Annotated in this window: 22 protein-coding genes and 1 pseudogene; 19 read left to right on the forward strand and 4 right to left on the reverse strand. The window is 44.9% G+C overall.

Features of this window, described 5'->3' with window-relative positions:
* Positions 1-94: 94 nt before the first annotated feature.
* From AC6I8Y_RS17985 to AC6I8Y_RS18005, 5 genes are all read left to right on the forward strand, one after another.
* Positions 95-2,239: an LruC domain-containing protein gene (locus AC6I8Y_RS17985; RefSeq protein WP_498022508.1), complete on the forward strand. Its 2,145-nt coding sequence runs from the start codon at positions 95-97 to the stop codon at positions 2,237-2,239.
* Positions 2,240-2,249: 10 nt separating this feature from the next.
* Positions 2,250-2,747 (forward strand): hypothetical protein, encoded by a 498-nt coding sequence (locus tag AC6I8Y_RS17990; RefSeq protein WP_498022510.1) that lies wholly within the window; start codon positions 2,250-2,252, stop codon positions 2,745-2,747.
* 119 nt (positions 2,748-2,866) lie between these two features.
* Positions 2,867-3,382, forward strand: coding sequence for an RNA-binding S4 domain-containing protein (locus tag AC6I8Y_RS17995; RefSeq protein WP_498023049.1), 516 nt, complete (start codon positions 2,867-2,869; stop codon positions 3,380-3,382).
* 108 nt (positions 3,383-3,490) lie between these two features.
* On the forward strand, positions 3,491-4,234 hold the full coding sequence (locus tag AC6I8Y_RS18000) for a phosphatase (protein ID WP_498022512.1): 744 nt from the start codon (positions 3,491-3,493) through the stop codon (positions 4,232-4,234).
* Between the two features lie 150 nt (positions 4,235-4,384).
* A complete protein-coding gene (locus AC6I8Y_RS18005; RefSeq protein WP_445206124.1) occupies positions 4,385-4,795 on the forward strand; it encodes a cytochrome b562 in 411 nt (136 codons plus the stop codon).
* 81 nt (positions 4,796-4,876) lie between these two features.
* On the opposite strand, the gene AC6I8Y_RS18010 is transcribed toward AC6I8Y_RS18005, so the two are convergent.
* Complete coding sequence (locus tag AC6I8Y_RS18010; RefSeq protein WP_498022514.1) at positions 4,877-6,580, reverse strand: FAD-dependent oxidoreductase; 1,704 nt, start codon at positions 6,578-6,580, stop codon at positions 4,877-4,879.
* A gap of 213 nt (positions 6,581-6,793) precedes the next feature.
* Here AC6I8Y_RS18010 and AC6I8Y_RS18015 point away from each other — a divergent pair, with 213 nt between their 5' ends.
* From AC6I8Y_RS18015 to AC6I8Y_RS18040, 6 genes are all read left to right on the forward strand, one after another.
* The gene (locus tag AC6I8Y_RS18015) at positions 6,794-7,072 is read left to right on the forward strand and encodes an ArsR/SmtB family transcription factor (RefSeq protein WP_252017229.1); all 279 of its coding nucleotides are present in this window, start codon (positions 6,794-6,796) and stop codon (positions 7,070-7,072) included.
* Positions 7,073-7,163: 91 nt separating this feature from the next.
* Positions 7,164-7,580 (forward strand): YeeE/YedE family protein, encoded by a 417-nt coding sequence (locus AC6I8Y_RS18020; RefSeq protein WP_234496785.1) that lies wholly within the window; start codon positions 7,164-7,166, stop codon positions 7,578-7,580.
* Between the two features lie 9 nt (positions 7,581-7,589).
* Positions 7,590-8,033, forward strand: coding sequence for a YeeE/YedE family protein (locus tag AC6I8Y_RS18025; RefSeq protein ID WP_252017183.1), 444 nt, complete (start codon positions 7,590-7,592; stop codon positions 8,031-8,033).
* A gap of 180 nt (positions 8,034-8,213) precedes the next feature.
* A complete protein-coding gene (locus AC6I8Y_RS18030) occupies positions 8,214-9,218 on the forward strand; it encodes an efflux RND transporter periplasmic adaptor subunit (RefSeq protein ID WP_394151041.1) in 1,005 nt (334 codons plus the stop codon).
* Positions 9,219-9,226: 8 nt separating this feature from the next.
* Positions 9,227-12,415, forward strand: a complete 3,189-nt coding sequence (locus AC6I8Y_RS18035; RefSeq protein ID WP_498022517.1) for an efflux RND transporter permease subunit — start codon at positions 9,227-9,229, stop codon at positions 12,413-12,415.
* An 88-nt stretch (positions 12,416-12,503) separates the two neighbouring features.
* Positions 12,504-12,692 (forward strand): YgaP family membrane protein, encoded by a 189-nt coding sequence (locus tag AC6I8Y_RS18040; protein ID WP_252017186.1) that lies wholly within the window; start codon positions 12,504-12,506, stop codon positions 12,690-12,692.
* 123 nt (positions 12,693-12,815) lie between these two features.
* Here AC6I8Y_RS18040 and AC6I8Y_RS18045 read toward each other — a convergent pair whose 3' ends face one another.
* Positions 12,816-13,622, reverse strand: coding sequence for an endonuclease/exonuclease/phosphatase family protein (locus AC6I8Y_RS18045; RefSeq protein ID WP_498022520.1), 807 nt, complete (start codon positions 13,620-13,622; stop codon positions 12,816-12,818).
* A 386-nt stretch (positions 13,623-14,008) separates the two neighbouring features.
* Between AC6I8Y_RS18045 and nrdD the strand changes: the two genes are divergently transcribed.
* The 4 genes and pseudogenes from nrdD (at position 14,009) to AC6I8Y_RS18065 (ending at position 18,780) form a co-directional block, all read left to right on the forward strand.
* On the forward strand, positions 14,009-16,129 hold the full coding sequence (gene nrdD, locus AC6I8Y_RS18050) for an anaerobic ribonucleoside-triphosphate reductase (RefSeq protein WP_498022521.1): 2,121 nt from the start codon (positions 14,009-14,011) through the stop codon (positions 16,127-16,129).
* Positions 16,130-16,168: 39 nt separating this feature from the next.
* Positions 16,169-16,640 (forward strand): annotated as a pseudogene (gene nrdG / locus AC6I8Y_RS18055) (anaerobic ribonucleoside-triphosphate reductase-activating protein).
* A 209-nt stretch (positions 16,641-16,849) separates the two neighbouring features.
* Positions 16,850-18,037 (forward strand): amino acid aminotransferase, encoded by a 1,188-nt coding sequence (locus AC6I8Y_RS18060; protein WP_498022522.1) that lies wholly within the window; start codon positions 16,850-16,852, stop codon positions 18,035-18,037.
* A 41-nt stretch (positions 18,038-18,078) separates the two neighbouring features.
* Complete coding sequence (locus AC6I8Y_RS18065) at positions 18,079-18,780, forward strand: ATP-dependent zinc protease family protein (RefSeq protein WP_498022523.1); 702 nt, start codon at positions 18,079-18,081, stop codon at positions 18,778-18,780.
* A 102-nt stretch (positions 18,781-18,882) separates the two neighbouring features.
* On the opposite strand, the gene AC6I8Y_RS18070 is transcribed toward AC6I8Y_RS18065, so the two are convergent.
* Positions 18,883-19,419 carry a hypothetical protein gene (locus AC6I8Y_RS18070; RefSeq protein ID WP_234496775.1) on the reverse strand — a complete coding sequence of 179 codons (537 nt, stop codon included), beginning with the start codon at positions 19,417-19,419 and terminating at the stop codon, positions 18,883-18,885.
* 240 nt (positions 19,420-19,659) lie between these two features.
* Between AC6I8Y_RS18070 and AC6I8Y_RS18075 the strand changes: the two genes are divergently transcribed.
* Genes AC6I8Y_RS18075 through modC form a run of 4 tightly spaced genes read left to right on the forward strand, consistent with a single transcriptional unit; the run spans position 19,660 to position 23,723 of the window.
* Positions 19,660-21,138, forward strand: a complete 1,479-nt coding sequence (locus AC6I8Y_RS18075; RefSeq protein ID WP_394151048.1) for a cobyric acid synthase — start codon at positions 19,660-19,662, stop codon at positions 21,136-21,138.
* Between the two features lie 7 nt (positions 21,139-21,145).
* The gene (gene modA, locus AC6I8Y_RS18080) at positions 21,146-21,901 is read left to right on the forward strand and encodes a molybdate ABC transporter substrate-binding protein (protein ID WP_498022525.1); all 756 of its coding nucleotides are present in this window, start codon (positions 21,146-21,148) and stop codon (positions 21,899-21,901) included.
* A gap of 20 nt (positions 21,902-21,921) precedes the next feature.
* Complete coding sequence (modB, locus tag AC6I8Y_RS18085) at positions 21,922-22,614, forward strand: molybdate ABC transporter permease subunit (protein WP_394151050.1); 693 nt, start codon at positions 21,922-21,924, stop codon at positions 22,612-22,614.
* Positions 22,611-23,723, forward strand: coding sequence for a molybdenum ABC transporter ATP-binding protein ModC (modC, locus tag AC6I8Y_RS18090; protein WP_394151051.1), 1,113 nt, complete (start codon positions 22,611-22,613; stop codon positions 23,721-23,723). The genes modB and modC overlap by 4 nt, the downstream gene beginning before the upstream one ends.
* Positions 23,724-23,768: 45 nt before the next feature.
* On the opposite strand, the gene AC6I8Y_RS18095 is transcribed toward modC, so the two are convergent.
* Entirely contained in the window at positions 23,769-24,206 is a 438-nt protein-coding gene (locus tag AC6I8Y_RS18095) for a DUF3069 domain-containing protein (protein ID WP_498022527.1), read from the reverse strand.
* Between the last annotated feature and the right edge of the window lie 168 nt (positions 24,207-24,374).

Genomic DNA, 24,374 nt, shown 5'->3' on the forward strand with positions numbered 1-24,374 from the left:
CTTGGTGTGGTATAAGTAATTGAATTTAAAAGTTTAAATAATTGGCACGTGTTTTGTACCTTCAGTCTCAAGCCATCAGCAAAGGGACAAACTCATGGTACTAGCACACAAATACAGATCACTAACAATACTTGGGAGCGGGTTAGCAGCATCGCTGCTAGGCTTCGAGAGTCACGCGACTGCGTTCGATACTTGCCCTAGCAAAGCCTATCTTTTCCAAGCAAACCCTGTAAAAGTATACGGCGTCAACTTGGTGACAGGCTCAACGAGCTTGTTGCAAGGCGATACGGGGCTTAACGCAAATATTAACGGGGTAGGTTTCGACTTTGATGGCCGATACATCTACGGCTACGATACCACGAACAAACGTATCGTTCGCTTGGGTAAGGATTTTCAAGCAGAGATATTGAATACTTCCGGACTTCCCACAGACCATACGTTTTACGTAGGTGACGTATATGAAAGTGTGTATTACCTCTACCGTAAAGGAAAGGGTCTATTCACCATTGATCTAACTCCACTTGAGTCGGACTCAAGTGCAGTGCTTGCCGTAAATCGTGTCACTACACGCGCTGTGGTTAACCTAACAGACTTCGCGTTTCATCCTAGTGACGGGAAACTGTATGGTATCGACAACAATTCCGGCGCTCTATATTCGTTTGATGCGAGTACGGGGCAAGAAACGTACATCGGTGACACTGGTGAGACAGGGACGTTCGGAGCAGGGTATTTTGACGTCGACGGCTATTATTATGTCGCTCGCAACCAAGATGGTCAGATATACCGCATTGATTTGTCAGAGGGTAACGCTTCAAACATAGCCAATGGTGTTGTACCTGCAGTGAAGTTCGCCGATGGTCCTAATTCTAGTCAAAACGATGGTGCTCGCTGTGCAAACGCACCGGTTATCGATGAGGACTCTAACATCGACTTCGGTGACGCTCCTACTACTTATCAAACCAAACTCGCCGATAATGGCCCTCGACATGAGTTGGATGGCTCAACATGGCTAGGTGATTCAGCACCTGATGGCGACCAAGACGGCAGAGCTAATAATCTCGCCGATGACGAGACTGGGATTGATGACGAAAATGGTGTTGGCTTCGTGACGGCTATCGAACCAGGTCTGGATAGCATCGTCCGCGTAAATGCGTCAACCTCGGGATATTTATCCGCTTGGTTCGACTGGAACCAAGATGGCGATTTTGCAGATGATGGCGAGCAGGTATTTGCAGACCAACTACTCGACGCAGGTAACAACGATCTTATCTTTACAGTTGATGCAGCCGCATTTATCGGTACTACTTGGAGTCGATTCCGCTTCAGTCAACAAACTGGTCTAGATTACTTCGGTGGGTCTACCTCTGGCGAAGTTGAAGATCATGAAGTAGCAGTCACAGGTGAAGGGTTGTCTGTGCGTTACTACCCAAGTGCGACAGATTATGCCACCGTCGCTTATGAAGATAACTGGCCTTATACAGCAGATTACGACATGAATGATGTCGTTGTTAGCTACCGCATCACAGAGATCCTACGAGACGACAATGTTGTTAAATCGAAAATCGAAGGTCATCTTGGAGCCGTTGGTGCTTCGTACCATAACGGCTTTGCTATTCGTCTTAAAGGTTTGAATAGAACGGATGTTGATGCAGCAACAACTCGTCTCATCAAGAATGACGTTCAAGCAGAGAGTAGTGGTTTAGAAGCCATTTCGAATGAGGCAATCTTTATCATCAGCGAAGACACATCCGAGTACAAACTTGAAAGCTGTGAGTTCCACAGAACCCTGTTGTCTTGTGCGAAGGAAGACGTACAGCTCAACTTTACTCTTCATGTCAACATCGTCGATGGTACGGACACCACGTCTCTTATGGCCATGCCTTACGACCCGTTCATTTTTGCTACGCCAGGTTACTACCATGGTGAAGGTTATTTCCAACCGGGCAGAAAGTGGGAAGTACACCTACCTAACTACGAACCGACAGAGCAGTTTGACGCCGATATGTTTAGTGGTTTAGGCCGAGATGTCAGTAATGCGGCAACAGGTACCTACTTCAAGACAGCAGAAAACTTACCGTGGGCTCTACTAGTCAATGACCAATGGCAGTGGCCGACAGAAAATACGGATTTGATAGAGGCGTACCCAGAATATGCAACGTATGCCGAATCTAGTGGCGAACAATCGCAAAACTGGTTCGAATCGCAATTCGCCACCCCAGGCAAATGTTATATCCCATAGGAGACGCGTCATGAAAGCACTAACATTAACATCAATTATTTCTCTAGGTTTAGTCGTTGGCTGTGGCGGTGGTGGTGGCGGCGATGGTGGCTCAGGTGGTAGTGTTGCGGCAGAGACTCCGCCGGCTGTAACACCTGCACCGGAACCCACACCAGCGCCTACGCCAACACCAGTTTCAGTTACGCGTACTATGGAGGATTTATCAATACCAGATAGCTTTGATTATCAACCGATTGAGGAATACTCACTAACAATTGATGCTTCTAGCGATGTAAGTGGAAGAGCTTTTGTCACTGTATATACCGAGTTCGAAGAGCTTGCCTCGGGAGAGGTTGAGCCTAAGTACGAAAGTAAAGTGGCGTCACAAGCACTGACTACTGGTAGAGCGAAGCTATCTTTCAACGCAGCTGAACATGTCGGTACCTTTTTAGTGGAAATATGGACGTATGATGGTAACGATCCAGTGAAAAAGCAGATATCTGCAACAAGCTCAACGTTGACCTGGTAGCTGCCAAAGACGTAACCCTATTTGCTGTGTGAAAAAAGCCCTGCCATCGCGGGGCTTTTTAATAGCTTGTCGATAGCCAAGGCAGTACAATGCACAAAAAGCCACAAGCGATAAAGACCATGAATCAAGAATACCTAAACGAGCCTGATGAATTTGACGATCAAGAAGGCGAAGAGATCGAAATTGAAGCCATTGGAATCGACGTCTCCAGCCATCCGATTGAGCTATATAAACTGTTCAAAGTTGCCAATTTAGTGGGCGGTGGCGGTGAAGCAAAACACTTTATTGCTGAAGGCTACGTGGCTGTTAATGGTGAACTGGAAACACGTAAACGTCGCAAGATGTACGATGGTGACTTCTTCGAATTCAACCAAGAGTACTACGTCGTTGTTTGCGATCAGCCACCTACTGAGCCAGAAGAGGTTAAGGTAGAGAGTAAACCTGAGCCAAAAGCTGCGAAATCGAAACAGAATAAGCCGCAAAAAGACAAACAAAAGAATAAAAAGACGAAGTCCAACAAGCCAGGTCAATCGTCAGCAAAAACCAATAAGTCGAACAAATCAAACTCAAGTAAATCGAACCAAAAGGGCAGTAAAGATCCGAATAGCGGACGCGGCTCTATCGATTTCTTCTAGTTACTCATTGTTGTCAATAGTAGCGCTGAGTTTAAAAGGATCTAGAACAAAACTGCAATATCAATGACCGATACTCAACCAAAGTATCGGTTTATCGAGGAGAGAATAATGAAGTTTGTGGTTGATACTCATACGCATACCTACGCCAGTGGTCATGCTTATAGCACCATTACCGAGAATGCTCAGGCGGCAAAGGCGAACGGGTTAGAAATTCTATGCACCACGGATCACGCAGAGTCCATGCCTGGCGCACCACACTTTTGGTTTTTCTCAAACCAGCGAGTGATTCCTAGGTTTCTTTCTGGTGTCGCGATCATTCGTGGTATTGAAGCTAACATTATCAATACTCAGGGCGAGATTGACGTTAATCCGACATCATACAAGGCGCTCGACTGGATCATTGGTAGTTTTCATGAACCTGTGTTTAATCCTGCTAGCAGAGAAGAGCATACCGAAGCGCTCATCAACGTGATCAAAAGCGGCAATATTGATGCTTTGGGTCACTTAGGTAACCCAAACTTCGACTTTGATTTTGATGCGGTGGCTCAATGTGCCGCCGAAAACAATGTTGCGATTGAAATTAATAATTCAACGCTCAAAGGTCACAGCCGAGTAGGGAGTGTTGACCGTTGTTATGAGATTGCTCGAGCGGTGAAAGCGGCAGGCGGCTATATTACGACCGGGAGTGACTCACATTTTTACGACACAATTGGTGAGTTCGAACTGACACGCCAATTGCTAACCGAAGTAGAAATGCCAGTTGAAAAGATCATTACTGCATCAGCGTGTCAATTTCTCGACTTCTTAGCGCTGAGAGGCCGTGAGCCGATCGCCGAGTTCTGCGATTTATAAGTCAATCGGTGTAGCGTAAACGTTACATGTTTTGATGCAATTTTTTGTGCCGTTGTTGCAGGAACTTCGAGTACAATAACCAAGACCTCAGGAAGCTGGGGTCTTTTGCAATCAAAAGGACATAGAATGACGACGACAGCGCTAACAAAAATGAAAACGCTCGCTAAACCAATCCAACTCCTCGGTTTGATGACTCTTTGCATCACTATCTCTACATCAGCGATGGCTTCAGGTGGTGTCGACCTTAAAAAGAACATGCAAGCGATGAAACTTGCGTTTAAACAGGCCGCAGAAGCGCAGTCAGTGGAAGCGATGCAGACCCCGATTACTGAGCTTGATCAGCTCATTGCTGACTCTAAACAAGGCAATTACCCACCAGAAAAAGCGGATCTTTACTTAGAAGGGTTCAAAAAGCTTTCGCAAGCGATTGATAATGTGGATGCGGATCTTAAAAAGGGCGATTTAGAGGCGGCTAAGCAATCTTTGCGTGAAGTCGATAGCCTTCGTCTTGAATATCATGACAAGCGCAATCCTAGTATTTGGAAGAAGCTTTTTGGTTAATCGATTAAGGTTTATACAAAATTAAAAGGAGCACCTAGGTGCTCCTTTTTTACGTCCAGTTAAATCATGTTCGACTGACGATTAAGCTTGCGCAAACTTATAAGTGCGGTAGCCACCAATCAAGTTACGAGCCTTAAAGCCATTGTTGACTAATTGGCGATAAGCCACGTTACCACGTAACCCAACTTGGCAGTAGATTACAATCTCTTTGTCTTTTGGTAGTTCATCCATTCGACCGCGTAGCTGATCGACAGGGATATTAATCGCACCTTCGATAAAGCCAACGTTCTCTAACTCACCTGGATTACGCACATCGAGCAGCACTTGATCGTCATTTAAGTTGTCTATTTCATCGAAGTGGATAGGGGTTGCATCGCCTTTCAGTATGTTGTTTGCTACAAATGCGGCTTGGTTAATCACATCTTTGGCGCTACCGTATGGAGGCGCATAAGTAAGCTCTAAGTGTTGGAGCTGTTCAACCGTCATGCTTGCACGCTGTGCCACCGCAAGAACGTCAATACGCTTGTCGACACCGTCTTTACCAGCCGCCTGTGCTCCAAGGATCTTGCCTGTTTCAGGGCTAAAGAGTAGTTTCAGTGACACTATCTCAGCACCTGGGTAATATCCAGCGTGACTTGCAGTATGAACGTATACTTTTTCGTAGTTGATGCCTTCACGTTTAAGGACTTTTTCATTTTTGCCAACTGACGCTACGGCCAAATCAAAGATCTTCACAATGGCAGTGCCTTGTGTACCTTGGTACGTTTCACTGCGTCCCAGCATGTTGTCTGCAGCCATACGACCTTGGCGGTTTGCCGGTCCAGCGAGTGGAACAAATCCCGCTTTGCCTGTGACAAAGTCTTTATCTTCAATGGCATCACCAACCGCGTAGATCGAAGGATCACTCGTCTGCATACTGTCGTTGGTATAAATGCCGCCAAGTTCGCCAAGTTGTAGACCTGCTTCTTGTGCTAGCTTAGTTTCTGGGCGTACACCGATTGACATAATCAGTAAGTCGGTTTCGAGTGTATCGCCATTATTCAATGATAGAGCCAACTTACCTTGCAGATGCTGATGTTCACTTGATTCACCGGAACTAGTATCAGCAACTTGAGTTGAAGGGATGTATTCAACAGATTCAAGCGCTGCACCTAAACGTAGATCTATGCCGCGTTGCTTGATTTCCGCGTGTGCAAATCCAGCCATTTCTTTATCGACAGGCGTCATTACCTGATCAGCCATTTCGATAAGCGTTGTTTTGATACCCAGCTGGTGGAAGGCTTCCATCATTTCTAGGCCAATGAATCCACCACCAATTACCGTTGCATGTTCTGGCTTATTCATCTGAATGGTTTGAATGATGCGGTCCATATCAGGAATGTTGCGCAGCGAATGGGTTAGGGGATTATCAATTCCCGGAATCGCAGGAACGAACGGTGCCGCACCCGGACTTAAAAGAAGGAAGTCGTAAGATTCCTGATATTCACTTCCGTCTATAAGATTTTTGATAGTCACCGTTTTGTCAGCTCGGTTGATCGATTTTACCTCGTTCATTACTCGAACATCGACGTTAAAGCGCGCCAAGAAGCTCTCTGGCGTTTGAAGTAGCAGTTTGGAGCGATCTTTTATGTCTCCTCCAATATGGTAAGGCAGTCCGCAGTTTGCAAATGACACGAATGGTCCACGTTCAAACATGATGATTTCAGCGTCTTCACTCAGACGACGAGCACGCGCAGCAGCGGAAGCACCACCAGCAACCCCACCTACAATTACAATCTTAGTCATACCTTACCTCTTTGTTTTCTTTGGTACTTTGCCCAAAAAATTAATTCAGTTCACTAACGGATGAGCAACACTATAATTCCTATAATTAGAAATGTCTAATATAATTTTGACTAAATATTAAAACCCTAATTAAGTATTGACTAAATTAATGAGTGCTTAGATAATGCATCCAATTATTCAACACATTGAGGTAGCAAGGTGAACTTACCGCAAATGAAAGCGAAAGTCGTGGATGTCGCTGACGTACTAAAAACACTGGCTCACCCGGATCGTTTGTTTGTGTTGTGCCAGTTAGTAGAAGGAGAGATGGGTGCTGGACAACTACAGGAAAACTCAGATCTCAGCCAATCCGCTTTTTCTCAACACCTAACTGTTTTGAAAAAGGCGGAGTTAGTCTCGGTTAGAAAAGAGTCCCAACACGTTTACTACTCACTGAAGGATGAACGTGTAATTGGGCTGATCCAACAATTGCATTCGCTCTACTGTCATTAAACCCCACCGTTTAAGTTGGTTTAACTTGCAGAGTTTTCTCATGAACTCTGCAACTTAAATCATTTTAAGTTTTAAATTCAATGAGGTAGTTATGGAATTTACATTTCCTTGGGGTTCGCTCTTGGGCGGAATGCTACTCGGTGTGTCTGCTACTTTACTGTTACTGTTTAACGGTAAAATAGCCGGTATTAGTGGTATTGTCGGTCGCATTTACAAAGCTAAAACTGGTGATACCAGTTGGCGCGTGTTGTTTGTACTTGGTATGGTTTTGGGCGGCGTTCTGTCTGCAAAATGGCTAGGTATCGCACCCGCTGAAATGGTGGTGTCTACTCCACTCGTAATAGTCAGTGGACTACTAGTTGGCATTGGTACCAAGCTGGGTAATGGCTGCACGAGTGGTCATGGCATCTGCGGAATGGGGCGTCTATCTAAGCGTTCGATTGCTGCCACAATGACCTTTATGGGCGTTGCCATGGTAACGACCTTCGTTATGCTTCATGTACTTTAGGAGACAAAGATGCAACGTGTTATTTCTATACTAAGTGGATTTTTGTTCGGTGCTGGCATGATCATTTCAGGCATGGGCGATCCAGCCAATGTCATGGCATTTCTAGATATCTTTGGAGCGTGGTCTCCAGATTTGGCGTTCGTAATGGGCGGTGCGCTACTTGTCTTTGCTCCGAGTTATTGGTTGGTGATCCGTAAGAAGCAAGAGCCAGTTTGTACCGATCAGTTTTGTTTAAGTGACAATAACAAGATAGACAAAAAGCTGTTGAGTGGCGCCGCGTTGTTTGGCATCGGCTGGGGTATTGCAGGTATTTGTCCTGGACCAGCGATCTCATCTATGGCAAATGGCAGTTTTGGGATTTTGGGTTTTGTGGCTGCTATGTTAGTTGGCATGGTGCTTACCGACATAGTCGTGGAAAAGCGCGCAACATCAGAGTTGGCAAACCAGTCATAATATCAACCAATTAAAGATAGTTTTTGTGGGCCCGATCGTACGATCGGGCCTTTTTTTGTCTAATTTTTAGAGGGATAGTGATGCTCATTTGGTAAATTAGCAAATTCTAAATTTAACATTAGACAAAGCTAATCTATGTGGTTATATTAGCAATATCTAATTATAACTCGTGAGGTCAAAATGAAATCTACTCTAGCTAAGTGGGCAGTAGTAGTCGCTGTTCTGGGAACACCAACAGCCTACGCTTTCGACACCACAATTATTGCTATCAAACGCGTTGATTCTATTGTGGAATTAGATGGCACCGTAGAAGCCGTTAATCGCGGAACGCTATCTGCACAAACCTCCGGTCGCATCGTTGCTGTGAATGCTGATGTGAATGACATCGTTAGCCAAGGTGATGTACTCCTAGAAATCAGTGCAGAGCAACAGTCAGCATCATTAGATGCAGCATTAGCCCAGTTAAACAGCGCCAATGCTCAAAATATTAAAGCGTTAGCGCAGATAAAGCGTTATCGCGAACTCTTTCCTAAAGGTGCAATTTCTAGAGAACGTTTAGATGCAGCTGAAGCCGAAGCGCGCTCCTCTGCTGCAGAGGTTAAACGAGCAACGGCCGCTGTCGCACAGGCGAAAGAGTCGTTGGGCTACACCAGCATTCGTGCTCCTTATACGGGAGTTGTTACTCAGCGTCATGTCGAACTGGGCGAAACGGTCGCTCCAGGCAGTCAATTGATGACAGGTTTTTCACTGTCGCCACTTCGTGTAGTAACAGAAATTCCTCAGCGCTACCGTGAAAAAGTCGCAGATGCCAATCAGTTTTCTATAACCACTCTCAATGGCGCGACCCTTGAGCCATACGAGGCTAAGCTGTTTAACTACGCTCATGAAAAATCTCGTGCCTTCCGCCTTCGTCTAGAGCTTCTTGAGCAGCCACAAAACTTACTACCAGGTGAGTGGGTGAAAGTCGCCTTTACCCATGATGAAAAACCATCGATTCAAATTCCAGAGTCCGCTGTTATTCGCCGCGGAGAACTGAGTGTTGTCTATCGTGTGGACGATGAAAAAGTGGCGATGAATCCAGTACGAGTGGGTCAATCCCATGACGGTCAACTTGAAGTACTTAGTGGCCTTGAAGTGGGCGATGAAATTGTTACCGATGTCGTCAGCTATTTGGCCGAGAAGTAGGGGGCGGTATGAGTCATAACATAAACGACGATAAGATGGGAATTTCTGGCCGTGTAGCAGCCGCATTCCAGTCATCGGCAATGACGCCTCTATTAGCTTTGATTGCACTGATGCTTGGATTGATGGCGATTGCCGTGACGCCTAAAGAAGAAGAACCGCAAATCGATGTGACCTTCGCCGATGTCTACATTCCATTTCCGGGCGCGTCACCTAGAGAAGTAGAGAGTCTGGTTACCAATCCGGCTGAGCAAATCGTGTCCGAGATCAACGGCATCGACAAAATATACTCGTTCTCCCAACCAGGTGGAGCAATGATTGTTGCGATATTCGAAGTCGGGATCCCAAGAAATGAAGCCGTGGTTAAGATATACAACAAGCTCTATTCCAACAACGACTGGATGCCGGCAAACATGGGGGTTGGGCAGCCTATTATCAAACCTCGTGGTATCGAAGATGTTCCGATTGTAAACGTGACCTTGTCACCTAAGTCAGACTCAGCATCGCTAGAAGAGATCACCAGTGTGGCTCATGGGTTGGAAACAGAGTTAAAACGTATTCCAGGTACGCGAGATATCTACACGGTTGGCCGTCAGCCAACAATTGTTGATGTTAGACTCGACCCTGCAAAAATGTCAGGTTACGGTGTCACTATAGATTCGCTTAATCAGATGTTGCCGGATGCTAACTCAGCATCACCTATGCTTGCTTTGACACAAGACAACCAGTCCATACCTCTGCAAATAGGTGAGTTTCTTACCAATGTTGATGAGGTTAAGCAGCTAGTGGTCGGTTTACATGATGGTCAACCTGTCTACTTGTCGGATATTGCAGATATCAATTTAGGAATAGATACGCCAACGCAAGTTGTTTGGACGAGTGACAAGAGTGACATTAAACCAGCAGTGACAATCGCGATAGCAAAGAAAAGCGGTGAGAACGCGGTGGATGTGGCTAAAGCGGTTGATGAACGTTTAGGTGAGCTCGAAAGCACTCTAATTCCAGATAACATTCAGGTAGATGTGACTCGCGATTATGGCCAGACTGCTGCGGATAAAGCCAATACATTGATTGGTAAGCTTGCTTTTGCAACGGGAGCGGTCGTTCTGTTGGTTCTTGTGACTATGGGCGTACGCGAAGCGGTTGTGGTTGGTGTCGCAGTCATTATCACTTTGTTGCTGACTCTATTCGCATCATGGGCTTGGGGATTTACCCTTAACCGTGTGTCGTTGTTCGCGCTTATTTTCTCGATCGGGATTTTGGTCGATGATGCCATTGTTGTGGTGGAAAATATTCACCGACATATGGTGAAAGGCAAGCAAAAATTGGCGGAGCTTATTCCTGGTGCAGTCGATGAGGTTGGTGGACCCACTATACTAGCGACTTTAACTGTTATCGCTGCTTTGTTACCAATGGCGTTTGTATCTGGCTTGATGGGCCCTTATATGAGCCCAATTCCGATCAATGCGTCAATGGGGATGTTGATCTCGTTGATTATCGCGTTTGTATTAACGCCATGGTTAGCTCGAATCCTGCTGAAAGAGAGCACTGACCATAAAGAAGAAGTCAGTAGCAAACAAGCGGCTTTCTTTAGAAAGGTAATGTCACCGTTTGTCGTTAGTCGAGTGCAAAAACGCAACCGTTTATTACTAGGTGTTGGTGTGTTGGTGGCGATTGCCGTATCAATGTGGCTACCTGTACAACAGCTCGTCGTCATGAAGATGTTGCCGTTTGATAATAAGTCTGAGTTCCAAGTAATTTTGGATATGCCAGAGGGCAATTCGTTAGAGCGCACGCAACGTGTGTTGTTCGAGCTCAGCGATGCACTTAATGACGTTGAAGAAGTTAGTGATTATCAGATTTACGCAGGCACTGCGGCACCTATTAACTTCAACGGATTAGTGCGCCACTACTTCATGCGTCAAGCACCAGAGAAAGGGGACATTCAAGTTAACTTAGTGGATAAGTCAGAGCGCGCTCGTTCAAGCCATGAGATAGCCGTCGAAGTGAGACCAAAGCTAGTAGAGATTGCACAGAGATTCGGTGGCAAAGTGAAAGTGGTTGAAGTACCTCCAGGCCCACCCGTGTGGTCACCAATTTTGGCAGAAGTGTACGGCCCGACACAAGAAGTCCGCGAACAAGCCGCACTGCAACTTAGAGAGATATTTCGCGAAACGGATGACATTGTTGATGTCGATCTCTATTTACCAGAAGCGCATCAAAAATGGCAGGTAGTCATTGATCGTAGTAAAGCCTCTCGCTTAGGCGTCGCCTATTCATCAATTGTCGATTCACTTGCGACTGCAGTAGGCGGAAAGCCTGTGAGTTACTTGCATAGCGAGCAGAGCAAATATCCGATTCCAATTCAGATCCAGGCCAAAGAGAGTGCCAAAGTGCGTTTGGAGCAGGTGATGAATATGAAGATCAATTCTGCATCGGGTACGCAGTATATCCTTGCCGATTTAATTAAGGTACGTGAGCAAGCGATGGATAATTATATTGTTCATAAAAACCTGGTCCCAATGATCATGGTTGTAGGTGACATGACCGGTGAACTCGATAGCCCTCTCTATGGTATGGCCGATATAGCAGCAAGCCTCTCGGATAAAGGTATGGATGTAGAGCAGTACTTTGTCAATCAGCCCTCAGGACTCAAAGGCGTAGAGATCTTTTGGGATGGCGAATGGACGATTACCTACGAAACTTTCCGAGACATGGGTATTGCCTATGCAGTTGGTATGGTGCTGATTTACTTGCTGGTAGTCGCACAGTTTAAATCGTATTTAGTGCCGCTGATCATTATGGCGCCGATTCCTTTGACTATTATCGGCGTGATGCCGGGTCATGCGTTACTGGGGGCTCAGTTTACCGCTACGTCGATGATCGGCATGATAGCGCTTGCGGGCATTATTGTTCGAAACTCAATACTGTTGGTGGATTTTATTAACCATCAGTTAAGAGATGGAATGGAGCTTGGTGAAGCGGTGATTGAGTCGGCTATCGTCCGTGCTAAACCTATCATGCTCACTGCACTGGCTGCGATGATTGGCGCGGTCTTTATCTTAGATGACCCAATCTTCAATGGGTTAGCGATAAGTTTGATATTCGGCATCTTCGTATCGACATTGTTAACCTTACTGGTGATTCCGATTCTGTATTACGTCGCATTAAATCGCGGCATAGTGAAAGCGGCTGTGTAGCAACGCCGTCGCAGCGGAGAGCTCCGTGTTAGAAACGGAGCTTTTATTTGCATAATTATATTAGCTATATCTTATTAAGAGGTTGTTTATGAAAGTTGAAAACGGCATTCGAATTCTCGCAGGATCCATGGTTTTGATCTCGCTAATACTGACTGTATACGTGAGCCATCATTTTGTCTGGTTTACGGTATTTATCGGTCTTAATTTGATTCAAAGCGGTTTCACCGGTTTTTGTCCGCCACGAAGACTGTTGTTAAAGCTTGGTCTAAAGGAATAGTCCTATTTAAGCGATTCTACCAAGGCTTGAAAGGTAGGATTGTTCAGGAGCTGTTGTCGCCCTTCATCGATGAGTAAGGTGACTGACTCATCATGAGTTTAGCCACCTTTAAGGTTTTACTGTCTATCTATACAGTTTTAGTAAGATTGGGCAATGATCGCTTATTTGGTAATCAAGAACACTCTTCGTCGGCATGACATTTTGTAGGGCTGGACTGCTGCGTAAATCGGGGCTGAGAACAATATGGTCGATCAACGACCGAAACTGATGAGTCTTGTTCGGGTTTCGATTAGAACGCACTTTACACTCGGCTTTAGTGGATTTCGTTGCCAGTCTTGGCACAGCATCGAGGTCTTTCGTGAGAGTTGCCCAGAGCCAGTCGCCTGAATAAGCGAGATTGTGGTTAAAGTCTCCAAGTAATACATACGATTCATCATTAGATTCTAGCTGTTTGAGCCAACTGTTAAGGACTCTGCCTTGTTGTTTGAGTGTCTTACACGAGTTGTTAGATGTGTATTTGCCACTGCATCCGGCTTTAAGGTGCACAGAAAGGAGGTTAATCCTAGACCCGTTGTCTAACGTCAACTCAATCGCAGAGGCAAAGCGAAGCCGCCCACCTTTACTTAGGGGGAAGTCAGCAACGTCTTTTACAGTATGACCATGACGAACGGCAAAGCCTGTATATTGATTTATTTCTGAAAACTGGTGCTGTTTATTGCTGGGTAATGATCGGTCTGAGAGGTAGATGTCATAATCGGGTCCAACAACTTGAGAAATTGCCTCTATGCTGTCCACTTCTTGGAATGCGAGAATATCAGGACTGGTTTGCATGAATTGCGTCTTCAGTGCGGAAAAGTCATCTTGAGTACGATAACTCGTTGGAAACTTTTTCGATGGCGTCGTTGTAAGCCACTCTATATTCCATGTCATTATCGTGGTCGCACCTACTAGTGTAGGAAAAAGTGATATTCCTATTAGTAGGGAAAATGTCAGGTAACCATAACGGATTGTTCTTATCATTTCCCTTGCCATTCATAAAAATCGTTTCAAGCAATGTGCCGCAAGCCTTGGCAAAAATGCAACTGTTTTTCCTGAAAATTTGGCATTGATTTGGGAAATTGCACCATATGAGATCCACTTCATTTAGATCGAATTCTTCTTGTTCACTACCCAGTTTTTATTGATCCAAATCAATACTTTCGGTTGGTGCTTTTCGTTAAATACACCACAATATATTGTGTCAGAATAAATGCTAACAACCCTATATAGTGTATTTGTGGATAACTCTGTGAGTATGTTAGGGGTAAGGAGAAAGGGTGAAAACAATCGTAATCAAGAGAGATGGCTCTCGTGCTCCGTTTACAAAGGATCGTATTGAAGCTGCTGTGGTAAGTGCGGCGGAACATGCAGACAAAGAGTTCGAACTGTACGCTAAAAATGTGGCGTTAGCAGTCGAGCTTAAGCTGCAGGATTGCGAACATGTGGATATTCAGGAAATCCAAACTCATGTAGAAAATGAGCTGATGCAAGGTCCATATAAAGGGCTGGCTCGTTCATACATCGAATACCGTCACGACCGCGATGTTGCGCGTGAGAAAAAGAGCGCTCTGACTAAAGAGATTGAAGGTCTTATCGAAGAGAGCAATGCCGATCTTCTTAATGAGAACGCTAATAAAGACGGTAAAGTGATTCCAACTCAGCGTGACCTGCTTGCAGGTATCGTTGCTAAGCACTACGCTAAAACGCGTATCTTACCGCGTGATGTTGTGCAGGCTCACGACGAAGGCGATATTCACTATCACGATCTAGATTACGCACCTTTCTTCCCAATGTTTAACTGTATGCTGATCGATCTTAAAGGCATGCTTACTCACGGTTTCAAAATGGGTAACGCAGAGATTGATACGCCAAAATCTATTTCGACGGCGACAGCGGTAACGGCACAGATCATTGCTCAGGTAGCAAGCCATATTTATGGCGGTACGACAATCAACCGTATTGATGAAGTACTAGCACCGTATGTTAAAGCTAGCTATGACAAGCATCTTCAAATTGCGCAAGAGTGGGACATCCACCAGCCAGAAGCATTTGCAACAGCTCGTACAGAAAAAGAGTGTTACGACGCGTTCCAGTCATTAGAGTATGAAGTGAACACCCTGCATACCGCTAATGGTCAGACTCCGTTTGTTACCTTTGGTTTTGGCCTTGGCACAAGTTGGGAATCTAAGCTTATTCAAACGTCTATTCTCAAGAACCGAATTGCGGGTCTAGGTAAGAACAAAAAGACGGCGGTATTCCCGAAACTTGTCTTTGCCATTAAAGATGGATTGAACCACAAGTCAGAAGATCCTAACTACGATGTTAAGCAACTGGCGTTAGAGTGTGCATCAAAACGTATGTACCCAGATATTCTTAACTACGACAAAGTAGTCGAGGTAACGGGCTCGTTCAAGACGCCGATGGGCTGTCGTAGTTTCCTAAACACTTACGAAGAGAATGGTGAACTGCAGCATGAAGGGCGTAACAACCTTGGTGTGGTGAGTCTTAACCTTCCTCGTATTGCAATCAAAGCAAATGGCAGTGTCGACAAATTCTATGAACAATTGAATGATCGCCTAGTGCTTGCACGTAAAGCGCTTGAGACTCGCATTAGTCGTTTAGAGAAAGTTAAGGCACGTGTCGCTCCAATTTTATATATGGAAGGTGCGTGTGGCGTCCGACTTAAAGCTGACGATTCGATTGCTCCAATCTTTAAAAATGGTCGCGCGTCGATTTCTCTTGGTTACATCGGTATCCACGAGACAATGACTGCACTGTTTGGAAACGATACTCACTTGTATGACGATAATCAAATGCGCGATATGGCGTTGGATATCATCAAGCATATGAAGAGCGTAGTAAACGAGTGGGCACAAGAGACAGGCTATGCATTCAGCCTTTACGGTACGCCGAGTGAAAACCTATGTAGCCGTTTCTGCCAAATCGATACGAAAGAGTTTGGTGTTATTGAGGGTGTGACCGATAAAGGTTACTACACCAACAGTTTCCACCTAGACGTGCAGAAGAAAGTAAACCCTTACGATAAGATCGACTTTGAGATGCCATACCCAGAAGTGTCATCAGGCGGCTTTATCTGCTACGGCGAGTTCCCGAACATGCAACGCAATATCGAAGCGTTGGAGAACGTGTGGGACTACAGTTACAGTCGTGTTCCTTACTATGGCACCAACACACCAATTGATGAGTGTTATGAGTGTGGCTACACGGGTGAATTTGACTGTACCAGTAAAGGCTTTACATGCCCTAAATGTGGTAACCACGATTCTACGCGTGTATCTGTAACTCGTCGTGTTTGTGGCTATCTAGGTAGTCCTGATGCTCGTCCATTTAACTTCGGTAAACAAGAAGAAGTTAAGCGCCGCGTCAAACACCTGTAAAAAACAAGCAAAACCAGTAATAGAAGAGAGTCACAATCAATGAATTATCATCAGTATCATCCAATCGACGTGGTCAATGGACCTGGTACGCGTTGTACTCTCTTTGTTTCTGGCTGTGTTCATCAATGCCGTGGGTGCTATAACCAGGCAACATGGTCATTGCATTCTGGGCATCCGTTTACTCAAGAGCTTGAAGACCAAATCATTGCTGATCTCAATGATACTCGCATCAAAAAAGCGCGGTCTGTCTTTATCGGGAGGCGATCCACTTCATCCTGCGAATGTCGATGCTGTGCTTAAACTCGTGCAACGAGTAAAAGCTGAATGTGTAGGTAAAGATATTTGGCTTTGGTCGGGTTATCTTCTAAGTGAACTCACGCCAGAGCAAAAACAAGTCGTTGATCTTGTTGATGTGCTGGTGGACGGTAAGTTTGATAAAGATCTTGCCGCTCCAGAGCTTGAATGGCGTGGTAGCGCCAATCAGGTCATCCATCGCTTTACTGATTTATGATAAAGGATCTTCGGCTCCTTTTTTGTTGTGTTGAACCTATTAATCGCTGAACAGCAATCTTACTAGGTTTCAAGGCTCATATAGATAATCTGGTTTACAGTGCGCTTTACAGAATGAATATCGCCCACTTATAACAAAACTATTTCAATATTTTTAATCTAATGATAACGTGAAGCCCATTGCTTGAATTTCAAAGGGTTGTGACTTTCATGTTCTCTCAGTTACCCGAGCCAGCGCTCGATCCAATTCTTTCTCTTTCCGTTGCTTACCGAAATGATCCCCGTACCGACAAAGTTGATTTAGGTATCGGTGTATACAGAAATAGCGACGGTCAAACTCCTATTATGAAGGCGATAGCTGAAGCTCAGCGTATCGTCACCGCGCAACAGCAAACCAAGGCCTACGTGGGTCTTGCTGGATGCGAAGAGTTCAACCAAAGCATTGCCAAGGTTGTTTTCGGTGAAACGCCGATCTACGACCGTATGTCAGTGATTCAAACGCCAGGTGCAAGTGGTGGTCTTCGTATGTTGGGCGACCTAATGAACGTGGCAGCGCCAGGTACCACGGTTTGGTTGTCAAACCCAAGTTACGTAAACCACAAGCCTGTCATGGAGGCCGCAGGTCTCACCGTTAAGTTCTACCGCTACTTCAATACAGCGACAAAACAAGTAGACCGCGATGCAATGCTGACGGATCTAAGTCAAGCAGGTCAGGGCGATGTCGTTTTACTGCATGGCTGCTGTCATAACCCAACGGGTGCTGACATTTCATTGGATGACTGGAAAGCGATCACAGAACTTAGCGTGAAAAATGGTTTTGTTCCGTTTGTAGATGTTGCTTATCAAGGTTTTGGTGATGGTCTTGACCAAGACGCCTTAGGTCTGCGTCACATGGCTGAAAACGTCGAGGAAATGTTGCTGACGACATCTTGTTCTAAGAACTTTGGTCTTTATCGAGAGCGTACAGGTGCAGCAATCGTAATTGGTAAGAATTCAGCAGAAGCAAACAACGCCAAAGGCAAACTGCTTACCCTCGCGCGAGCGACCTATACCATGCCACCTGACCACGGTGCTGCATTAGTAAAAACTATCTTAGCGGATGAGTATCTGACGAATATGTGGACGACAGAACTTTCTGAGATGCAACAGAGACTTGTGTCGCTTCGTGATGGTCTTTGCAAAGCATTGAAAAATTCACATGCAACGGATGAATTTGACTTCATCATGTCTCACAAAGGCATGTTTACTGTGCTAGGATTTACAGCAGAACAAATGCAACGCCTACGCAACGATTTTGGCATTTATGGTGTTGATGATGGTCGTATTAATATTGCGGGTCTGTCTGAGTCTCAATTGCCATATGTTGCTGATGCACTAGCAGCAGTAAGTCAAAAATAAAGATACACACGCAACGAGCTAACAATAATAAAGGTGAATGAATGAAACCTTGGAAAGTAATTTTGCCCCTGATGCTGTCAGGTGGTTTGGTCGCATGTTCGACAACACCAACGGAAACGGCGACGACGCCAGTGGTAGAGCAACCTTCAACGGAGGTCACTCCTGAGACTCCTGATACTGAAACAGCTCCAGAGGCCGTAGAGTCAGAGGCAAAACCAGATGAAAAGGTGACGGAGACAAAGCCAGAACCTAAGCCCGAAGAGCCTGTCGTTGAGAAAAAGCCTGAGCAACCAGTAGCCAAACCAGCACCTGTAAAAAGTGACGATGGCAAACTCATTCTTGGTGAGCAGGAGTATGTAAGCCTGGTAGACATCAAAGTATCGACTAAGGCACGTATCGATACAGGTGCAACAACATCTTCACTCAGTGCGGTAGACATCGTACCTTTTGAGCGTGATGGGAAAGACTGGGTTAAGTTTAAGATGAAGCATGACGGTGTGGAATCGAAAGAAGTGTCATTGCCTGTTGAGCGTTGGGTTAAAGTTAAACAATCTAGCTCAGAAGAAAGTGACAAGCGTCCTGTGATTGTTTCAGTGATCAAAATTGGCGACATGACCAGCAAAACAGAGTTTACGTTAGCGGATAGAACGCATCTAAAATATCCAGTGCTACTGGGTCGAAGCTTCTTCAGAGATGTTGCGATTGTCGACGTAAGCCGTAAATACGTACAACCGAAGCCTTAGATTTCTACTTGATACTAAAAAAGGGTTTTCCATAATAGGAAAACCCTTTTTTAATGCTATCTTATAACGCTATATTTGTTTACAACAAACTCAACTTTTTGGTTAGAAACCAAACTCTACAGACATTTGAACTTGAGGTCCGTAAATACCACCGTCTTTAAGGTCAGCACCTAAAGAGAGTGCCTCAGTAGAATGGAATCGAGCACCAACACTCCAGATAAACACGGTGTCGTCTCGACGGTTAAGCATACCTACTTGCCCAACACCTTCAATATTTTGAAGAAGCCAAACGCGTGAACCAATATTGAATTCCGACATAAACTCGCTGTCGAATTTTTCGTCGTCTTTTGTTTTAACGTTGTGGACCAATAGTTGACCATATACGTCTGCAAACTGACCGATAGGACCGTTAAACCCAATACCACCCGCGATATCCCAGTCGCCTTCAAATCGACTGTCTGCACGAGCAATAAAATGGGTGTTTTCTGTAAAAAAGGTCGTAAACTCAGTGCCCATAGTACCAGGGTTAGCACCCAAGCGAACCTCAAAAGAGTTATAGTTAAAATTATTTGCTTGAACCAGCGCAGGGGCGGCGACTGCTAATGTTAAAAGTGCAGCACGACTTGCTTTACCTAGCATGAGAACTCCATGATAAAAAGTGTTCGATATAAACTCGAATATTTAATTAAATCAGTATATAAAAAAAAGTACTGCAAAATACAGACCATTTTGATTATATCGAGATATTGTCACCATAATTAGAGCCTGATCAAGCTCTACAAAGCGTTATAAGTACTTAGAATTCAAAGCAAACCGTTGGTCAGCTAAGTCAAACAAGGTAAACTGTTCATAGAGTCTTACCAATAAAAACAGGTCAATATGCGTCGTACTTCACAAGCCCTAATGGTTCAGGGAACCACATCAGATGCAGGTAAAAGTGTCTTAGTGGCAGGGTTATGCCGTGTCTTGGCTCGTAAAGGGATAAACGTTGCCCCTTTTAAGAGTCAGAATATGGCGTTAAACAGTGCAGTAACATCTGACGGCGGAGAGATAGGGCGCGCGCAAGCAGTGCAAGCTCAAGCAGCCAACGTGAATCCAACCGTTCATATGAATCCTGTGCTCATTAAGCCTAATTCAGACACTGGTGCGCAAATTATCATTCAAGGTAAAGCGTATGCGAATATGGATGCCGTCGGTTTTCATGACTATAAACGTATGGCAATGCCGTTTGTAATGGACTCATTTGATAAACTCTGCAAAGAATTTGACTCAATTGTGATTGAGGGCGCTGGGAGTCCAGCGGAGATTAACCTCAGAGAAAATGACATTGCAAACATGGGGTTTGCAGAAGAAGCAGACGTTCCGGTGATCATCGTAGCAGACATCGATCGTGGCGGTGTTTTCGCGCACCTCTACGGCACTTTAGCTCTATTATCTGAGTCAGAGCAGGCGCGTGTAATTGGCTTTGTTATTAACCGTTTTCGCGGCGATATATCATTATTAGAGCCTGGCTTGGATTGGCTAGAAGAAAAGACAGGCAAGCCAGTCATTGGCGTCATCCCATACCTACATGGGTTAAACATCGAGGCTGAGGATGCGATCGATGCTTCCCATGACGAAAAGTCCCACACCAAATTGAGCGTTGCTGTTCCGGTGCTTACGAGGATCAGTAACCACACGGATTTTGATGCACTTCGTCTACATCCTGATATCGACTTTCGCTATGTGGGTAAAGGCGAGCGTTTAGACTCGGCAGATCTGATCATACTGCCTGGCACAAAATCTGTGCGAGATGACCTCGCCTATTTACGTGAACAGGGCTGGGACAAAGATATTGCTCGCCACCTTCGATTCGGAGGTAAGGTTGTCGGTATCTGTGGTGGATACCAAATGTTGGGTGATGAGATTGCTGATTTGCATGGTATTGAAGGAAAGCCTGGTCGAAGTGAAGGCTTAAAGCTACTGAACTTAACTACTCAACTCGAAGCTGAGAAGCAATTAACGAATGTGAAAGGCTGCTTGAACCTTGGTGAACGAACTGTTGAGATCGAGGGGTATGAGATACACGCGGGTCAATCAAAAGTCTCGGGAGTTCAACCGGTGACTTTCTCTAATGGCGTTAAAGATGGTGCAATCAGCGAAGACAATCAAGTTCTAGGAACGTATGTTCATGGTTTCTTTGACTTGCCTGACGTCGTCAGCGTTATCTCGCAGTGGGTGAATGGCGCTAACGTAGAAAGTTTCGCCATTAACGATGAAAAAGAGAATGCGATTGATCGCATTGCTGACTCGATTGAAGAACATTTGAAACTGGATCTGCTTTGGCCAGATCTAACTGAAGCGGCTAGAGCAGAGTAGAGTATCTATGCGTCATTTACTATTAGTCATATTGGTTACACTGTCACATAGTTCACTGGCTAAGACATTGACTGTATTTGCTGCCAGCTCAATGACGAATGCGGTTAATGAGATAGCAGAAGAATTTGAGAACCAAGAAAATATTAAGATAAGAACTGTGTTTGCAGGATCGTCTTCTTTAGCGCGACAAATTCTGACAGGAGCACCTGCAGACATATTCATCTCAGCCAATACTCGTTGGATGGATTACTTACAGACAAAGGGGGCGTTTGAAGCTTCAAACGTACATGTTGTCGCCCATAATGAGTTAGCCCTTATTACCAGTAAGCAATTAAAGCATGAACAACTCGAGGCGGACTCCTTTGATTTATCTTCATCTGCGCAGTGGAGGTCGTTGTTGAAAGATAACAGGCTTGCAATCGGGCAAACAGATGCCGTTCCCGTCGGGATCTATACAAAACAGGCGCTAGAATCTTTAGGGATTTGGAGTGATGTAAGAAAACAACTGGCACCTGTGAATAACGTAAGGCAGGTATTGGCGCTCGTGGATAGACAAGAGGCGCCGCTGGGTGTGGTATATCGTTCTGATGTACTAGCGAGTGACGGCGTCACTATACTTGCGGTGTTTCCAGCTTCAAGTCATGACTCGATTGATTACCCAATGGCGAATTTGAATGGCTCTCAAGAGTCTATTCTGTTCGCGCAATTTATGCGTTCGGAAAAAAGGACAGGCTATATTGAGACATTATGGATTTATCACTGAAGGGACGTTAACCCGCTAATATGTTGACAGAATACGAAGTAGAAGCGATCTTTTTGAGCCTGAAAGTCGCGTCAGTTGCGATAATATGGTTAATACCAATCGGTGTGTTTTTGGCGTGGTTGTTGAGTAAAAAGGATTTTGTTGGTAAGAGCCTTTTAGACAGCGTTGTCCATTTACCGCTGGTTTTACCTCCCGTCGTGGTAGGGTATTTGTTGCTTATTTCTATGGGTCGACAAGGGTTCATTGGGCAGTTTATTTATCAGTATACGGGTATGAGTTTTAGCTTTAGCTGGCGAGGCGCGGTACTGGCTTGCATTATTGTCGCGTTACCACTCATGGTACGTTCTATTCGGTTATCTATGGAAAATGTAGATTACAAACTAGAACAAGCCGCACGAACGTTAGGCGCTTCTCCCCAAAAAGTATTTTGGACTATTACCTTGCCCTTGATCATCCCTGGCATAATTAGCGGTACCATGCTGTCGTTTGCTAGAAGCTTGGGTGAATTTGGAGCAACCATTAGCTTTGTTTCTAATATTCCAGGAGAGACGCAGACTATTCCTTTGGCAATGTATAGTTTTCTCGAAACCCCAGGGGCAGAATCTGCTGCGTTTCGTTTATGTGTCATTTCAATTGCTATTTCATTGGCGTCCCTCTATTTCTCTGATTCGCTTAATCGCTGGATGGGGCGTCGTTTAGGAGTGGTGAAATGAGCATAATTAGCATCGATGTTAAGAAGGAGTTCGAGTCTCAGTCTTTTCACCTTAAAACATCATTACCGGCTAAAGGTATTACTGCCATTTTCGGTCGCTCTGGTGCGGGGAAAACGACGCTTATCAACTTAGTCAGTGGGTTGGTCGAACCTGATGCAGGCTATATCGCAATTAATCACGAGCCGTTATTCGATTCTCAACACAACATCAATGTGCCCATCGAAAAACGCAAGATCGGCTACGTATTCCAAGACGCTAGACTCTTTCCACATATGACGGTCGAGCGAAACTTATGTTACGGCGTCACTAAAAGGGATGAGGATTACTTCAACGAAATCATAAAACTACTCGCTATTGAGGCGCTTCTCGATCGTTATCCAAGTCATTTATCTGGTGGTGAAAAGCAACGAGTAGCCATTGGACGAGCTTTACTAAGCAAGCCGAACATACTTCTTATGGATGAACCTCTCGCATCTTTAGACACACCAAGAAAGAGAGAGCTAATGCCTTTTTTAGAAGCACTTTCTAATCAGGTGGATATACCGATACTCTATGTTACGCATAGCCAGAACGAGATCCTCAGGTTAGCTCAACACTTAGTAGTGATTGATGACGGTAAGGTTGTTGAGTCCGACATAATCGAACGAGTGTGGGCAAGTAAATTGATGCAATCATGGCAGTCGTTTTCAGATAAAAGCGCGCTATTCAAAGGGACAGTGTTAGAACAGAACGACACCTATGGTTTAACCAAGGTAGCCTTGACGCCTGAGCATTATTTATGGGTCCAACATACCAATGCTGATGTTGGGGAACATGTTAGGTTGCGGGTCCGAGCCAGCGATGTATCTATCTCTTTAAACAGAGCGGAGAAAACATCAATACGAAACATTCTTCCGTGCGTCGTAAAATCAATTTCTCTGGGCGGTAAGGGAACGCCGAGGCAAAGCGTGGAAGTGGTGTTGTCACTAGATGAAGAGCGTGAGCTAGTTGCGACGGTTACACAGTGGGCGATAGATGACTTGAGCTTGAAGGAAGGACAAAAAGTGTATGCACAAATAAAAGGGGTGAGTGTGTCGCAAAAAGATGTGGCACTCGAACCGCACCTATAAAAAAAGAGCCACAGAAAGTGGCTCTTTTAGCATCTTTAAGACGAATTATTTTACAAAAACTTCTTTGAAATCACGCTTTAAGATAGCATCACGGCGCGCTTTCTTAATCTGCTTAACCATGTCTTTAATGCAGTTCTGTAGAACTTTATCAAGAAGCTCTGCTTTGTATGCTTCTTTATCGTCATCGCTCATATCTGATGGTAGTTCCATCGTAGTAAACTCTTCTAAAGCGCTCACGCCTGCGAATGCTTGACTCACAGAGATGAGTGCATGAAACTGCTCGAAATTATCAAGAATGTTCTGCGCGCTTGCTGGCAGAGAGTTCCACGCTTCACGAACCACTTCTTCAGTCACTTCGTGGATAGATACCACCATGTTGTACAGTTCTTCTGGTACCTCATCAAAAAGGATTACCTGTTTAAGCTCAGCGGAGACTGTCTCTAGGTCTACGATAGTGGTTTCGGTGTTTTGTGTTTCAGACATACAGCTTTCTCTGTGTAAAGATTGTCGATGATCCAGAGATCATCATTTCAAACGTCAATCATAATCCAAGTCGAGTCAGAATGCCCACTCAAAACTGTGATTTGGGCGCAAACAAACTGTTATTACTGCAATTTTAGTGGGACTGTTTGAATATTATCCTAATATGTG

It is taken from the genome of Vibrio sp. KUL78 (genome assembly GCF_059725505.1).

Bases quoted from the DNA above. Each gene is read 5' to 3' on its own strand.
- AC6I8Y_RS18040 (WP_252017186.1), top strand. From the start codon at position 12,504: ATGAAAGTTGAAAACGGCATTCGAATTCTCGCAGGATCCATGGTTTTG.
- AC6I8Y_RS18000 (WP_498022512.1), top strand. From the start codon at position 3,491: ATGAAGTTTGTGGTTGATACTCATACGCATACCTACGCCAGTGGTCAT.
- AC6I8Y_RS18095 (WP_498022527.1), bottom strand. From the start codon at position 24,206: ATGTCTGAAACACAAAACACCGAAACCACTATCGTAGACCTAGAGACA.
- modC (WP_394151051.1), top strand. From the start codon at position 22,611: ATGAGCATAATTAGCATCGATGTTAAGAAGGAGTTCGAGTCTCAGTCT.
- AC6I8Y_RS17985 (WP_498022508.1), top strand. From the start codon at position 95: ATGGTACTAGCACACAAATACAGATCACTAACAATACTTGGGAGCGGG.
- AC6I8Y_RS18005 (WP_445206124.1), top strand. From the start codon at position 4,385: ATGAAAACGCTCGCTAAACCAATCCAACTCCTCGGTTTGATGACTCTT.
- AC6I8Y_RS18065 (WP_498022523.1), top strand. From the start codon at position 18,079: ATGAAACCTTGGAAAGTAATTTTGCCCCTGATGCTGTCAGGTGGTTTG.
- AC6I8Y_RS17990 (WP_498022510.1), top strand. From the start codon at position 2,250: ATGAAAGCACTAACATTAACATCAATTATTTCTCTAGGTTTAGTCGTT.
- AC6I8Y_RS18070 (WP_234496775.1), bottom strand. From the start codon at position 19,419: ATGCTAGGTAAAGCAAGTCGTGCTGCACTTTTAACATTAGCAGTCGCC.
- AC6I8Y_RS18035 (WP_498022517.1), top strand. From the start codon at position 9,227: ATGAGTCATAACATAAACGACGATAAGATGGGAATTTCTGGCCGTGTA.
- modA (WP_498022525.1), top strand. From the start codon at position 21,146: ATGCGTCATTTACTATTAGTCATATTGGTTACACTGTCACATAGTTCA.
- AC6I8Y_RS18015 (WP_252017229.1), top strand. From the start codon at position 6,794: ATGAAAGCGAAAGTCGTGGATGTCGCTGACGTACTAAAAACACTGGCT.
- AC6I8Y_RS18025 (WP_252017183.1), top strand. From the start codon at position 7,590: ATGCAACGTGTTATTTCTATACTAAGTGGATTTTTGTTCGGTGCTGGC.
- AC6I8Y_RS18045 (WP_498022520.1), bottom strand. From the start codon at position 13,622: ATGACATGGAATATAGAGTGGCTTACAACGACGCCATCGAAAAAGTTT.
- AC6I8Y_RS18010 (WP_498022514.1), bottom strand. From the start codon at position 6,580: ATGACTAAGATTGTAATTGTAGGTGGGGTTGCTGGTGGTGCTTCCGCT.
- AC6I8Y_RS18030 (WP_394151041.1), top strand. From the start codon at position 8,214: ATGAAATCTACTCTAGCTAAGTGGGCAGTAGTAGTCGCTGTTCTGGGA.
- AC6I8Y_RS17995 (WP_498023049.1), top strand. From the start codon at position 2,867: ATGAATCAAGAATACCTAAACGAGCCTGATGAATTTGACGATCAAGAA.
- AC6I8Y_RS18075 (WP_394151048.1), top strand. From the start codon at position 19,660: ATGCGTCGTACTTCACAAGCCCTAATGGTTCAGGGAACCACATCAGAT.
- modB (WP_394151050.1), top strand. From the start codon at position 21,922: ATGTTGACAGAATACGAAGTAGAAGCGATCTTTTTGAGCCTGAAAGTC.
- AC6I8Y_RS18060 (WP_498022522.1), top strand. From the start codon at position 16,850: ATGTTCTCTCAGTTACCCGAGCCAGCGCTCGATCCAATTCTTTCTCTT.
- AC6I8Y_RS18020 (WP_234496785.1), top strand. From the start codon at position 7,164: ATGGAATTTACATTTCCTTGGGGTTCGCTCTTGGGCGGAATGCTACTC.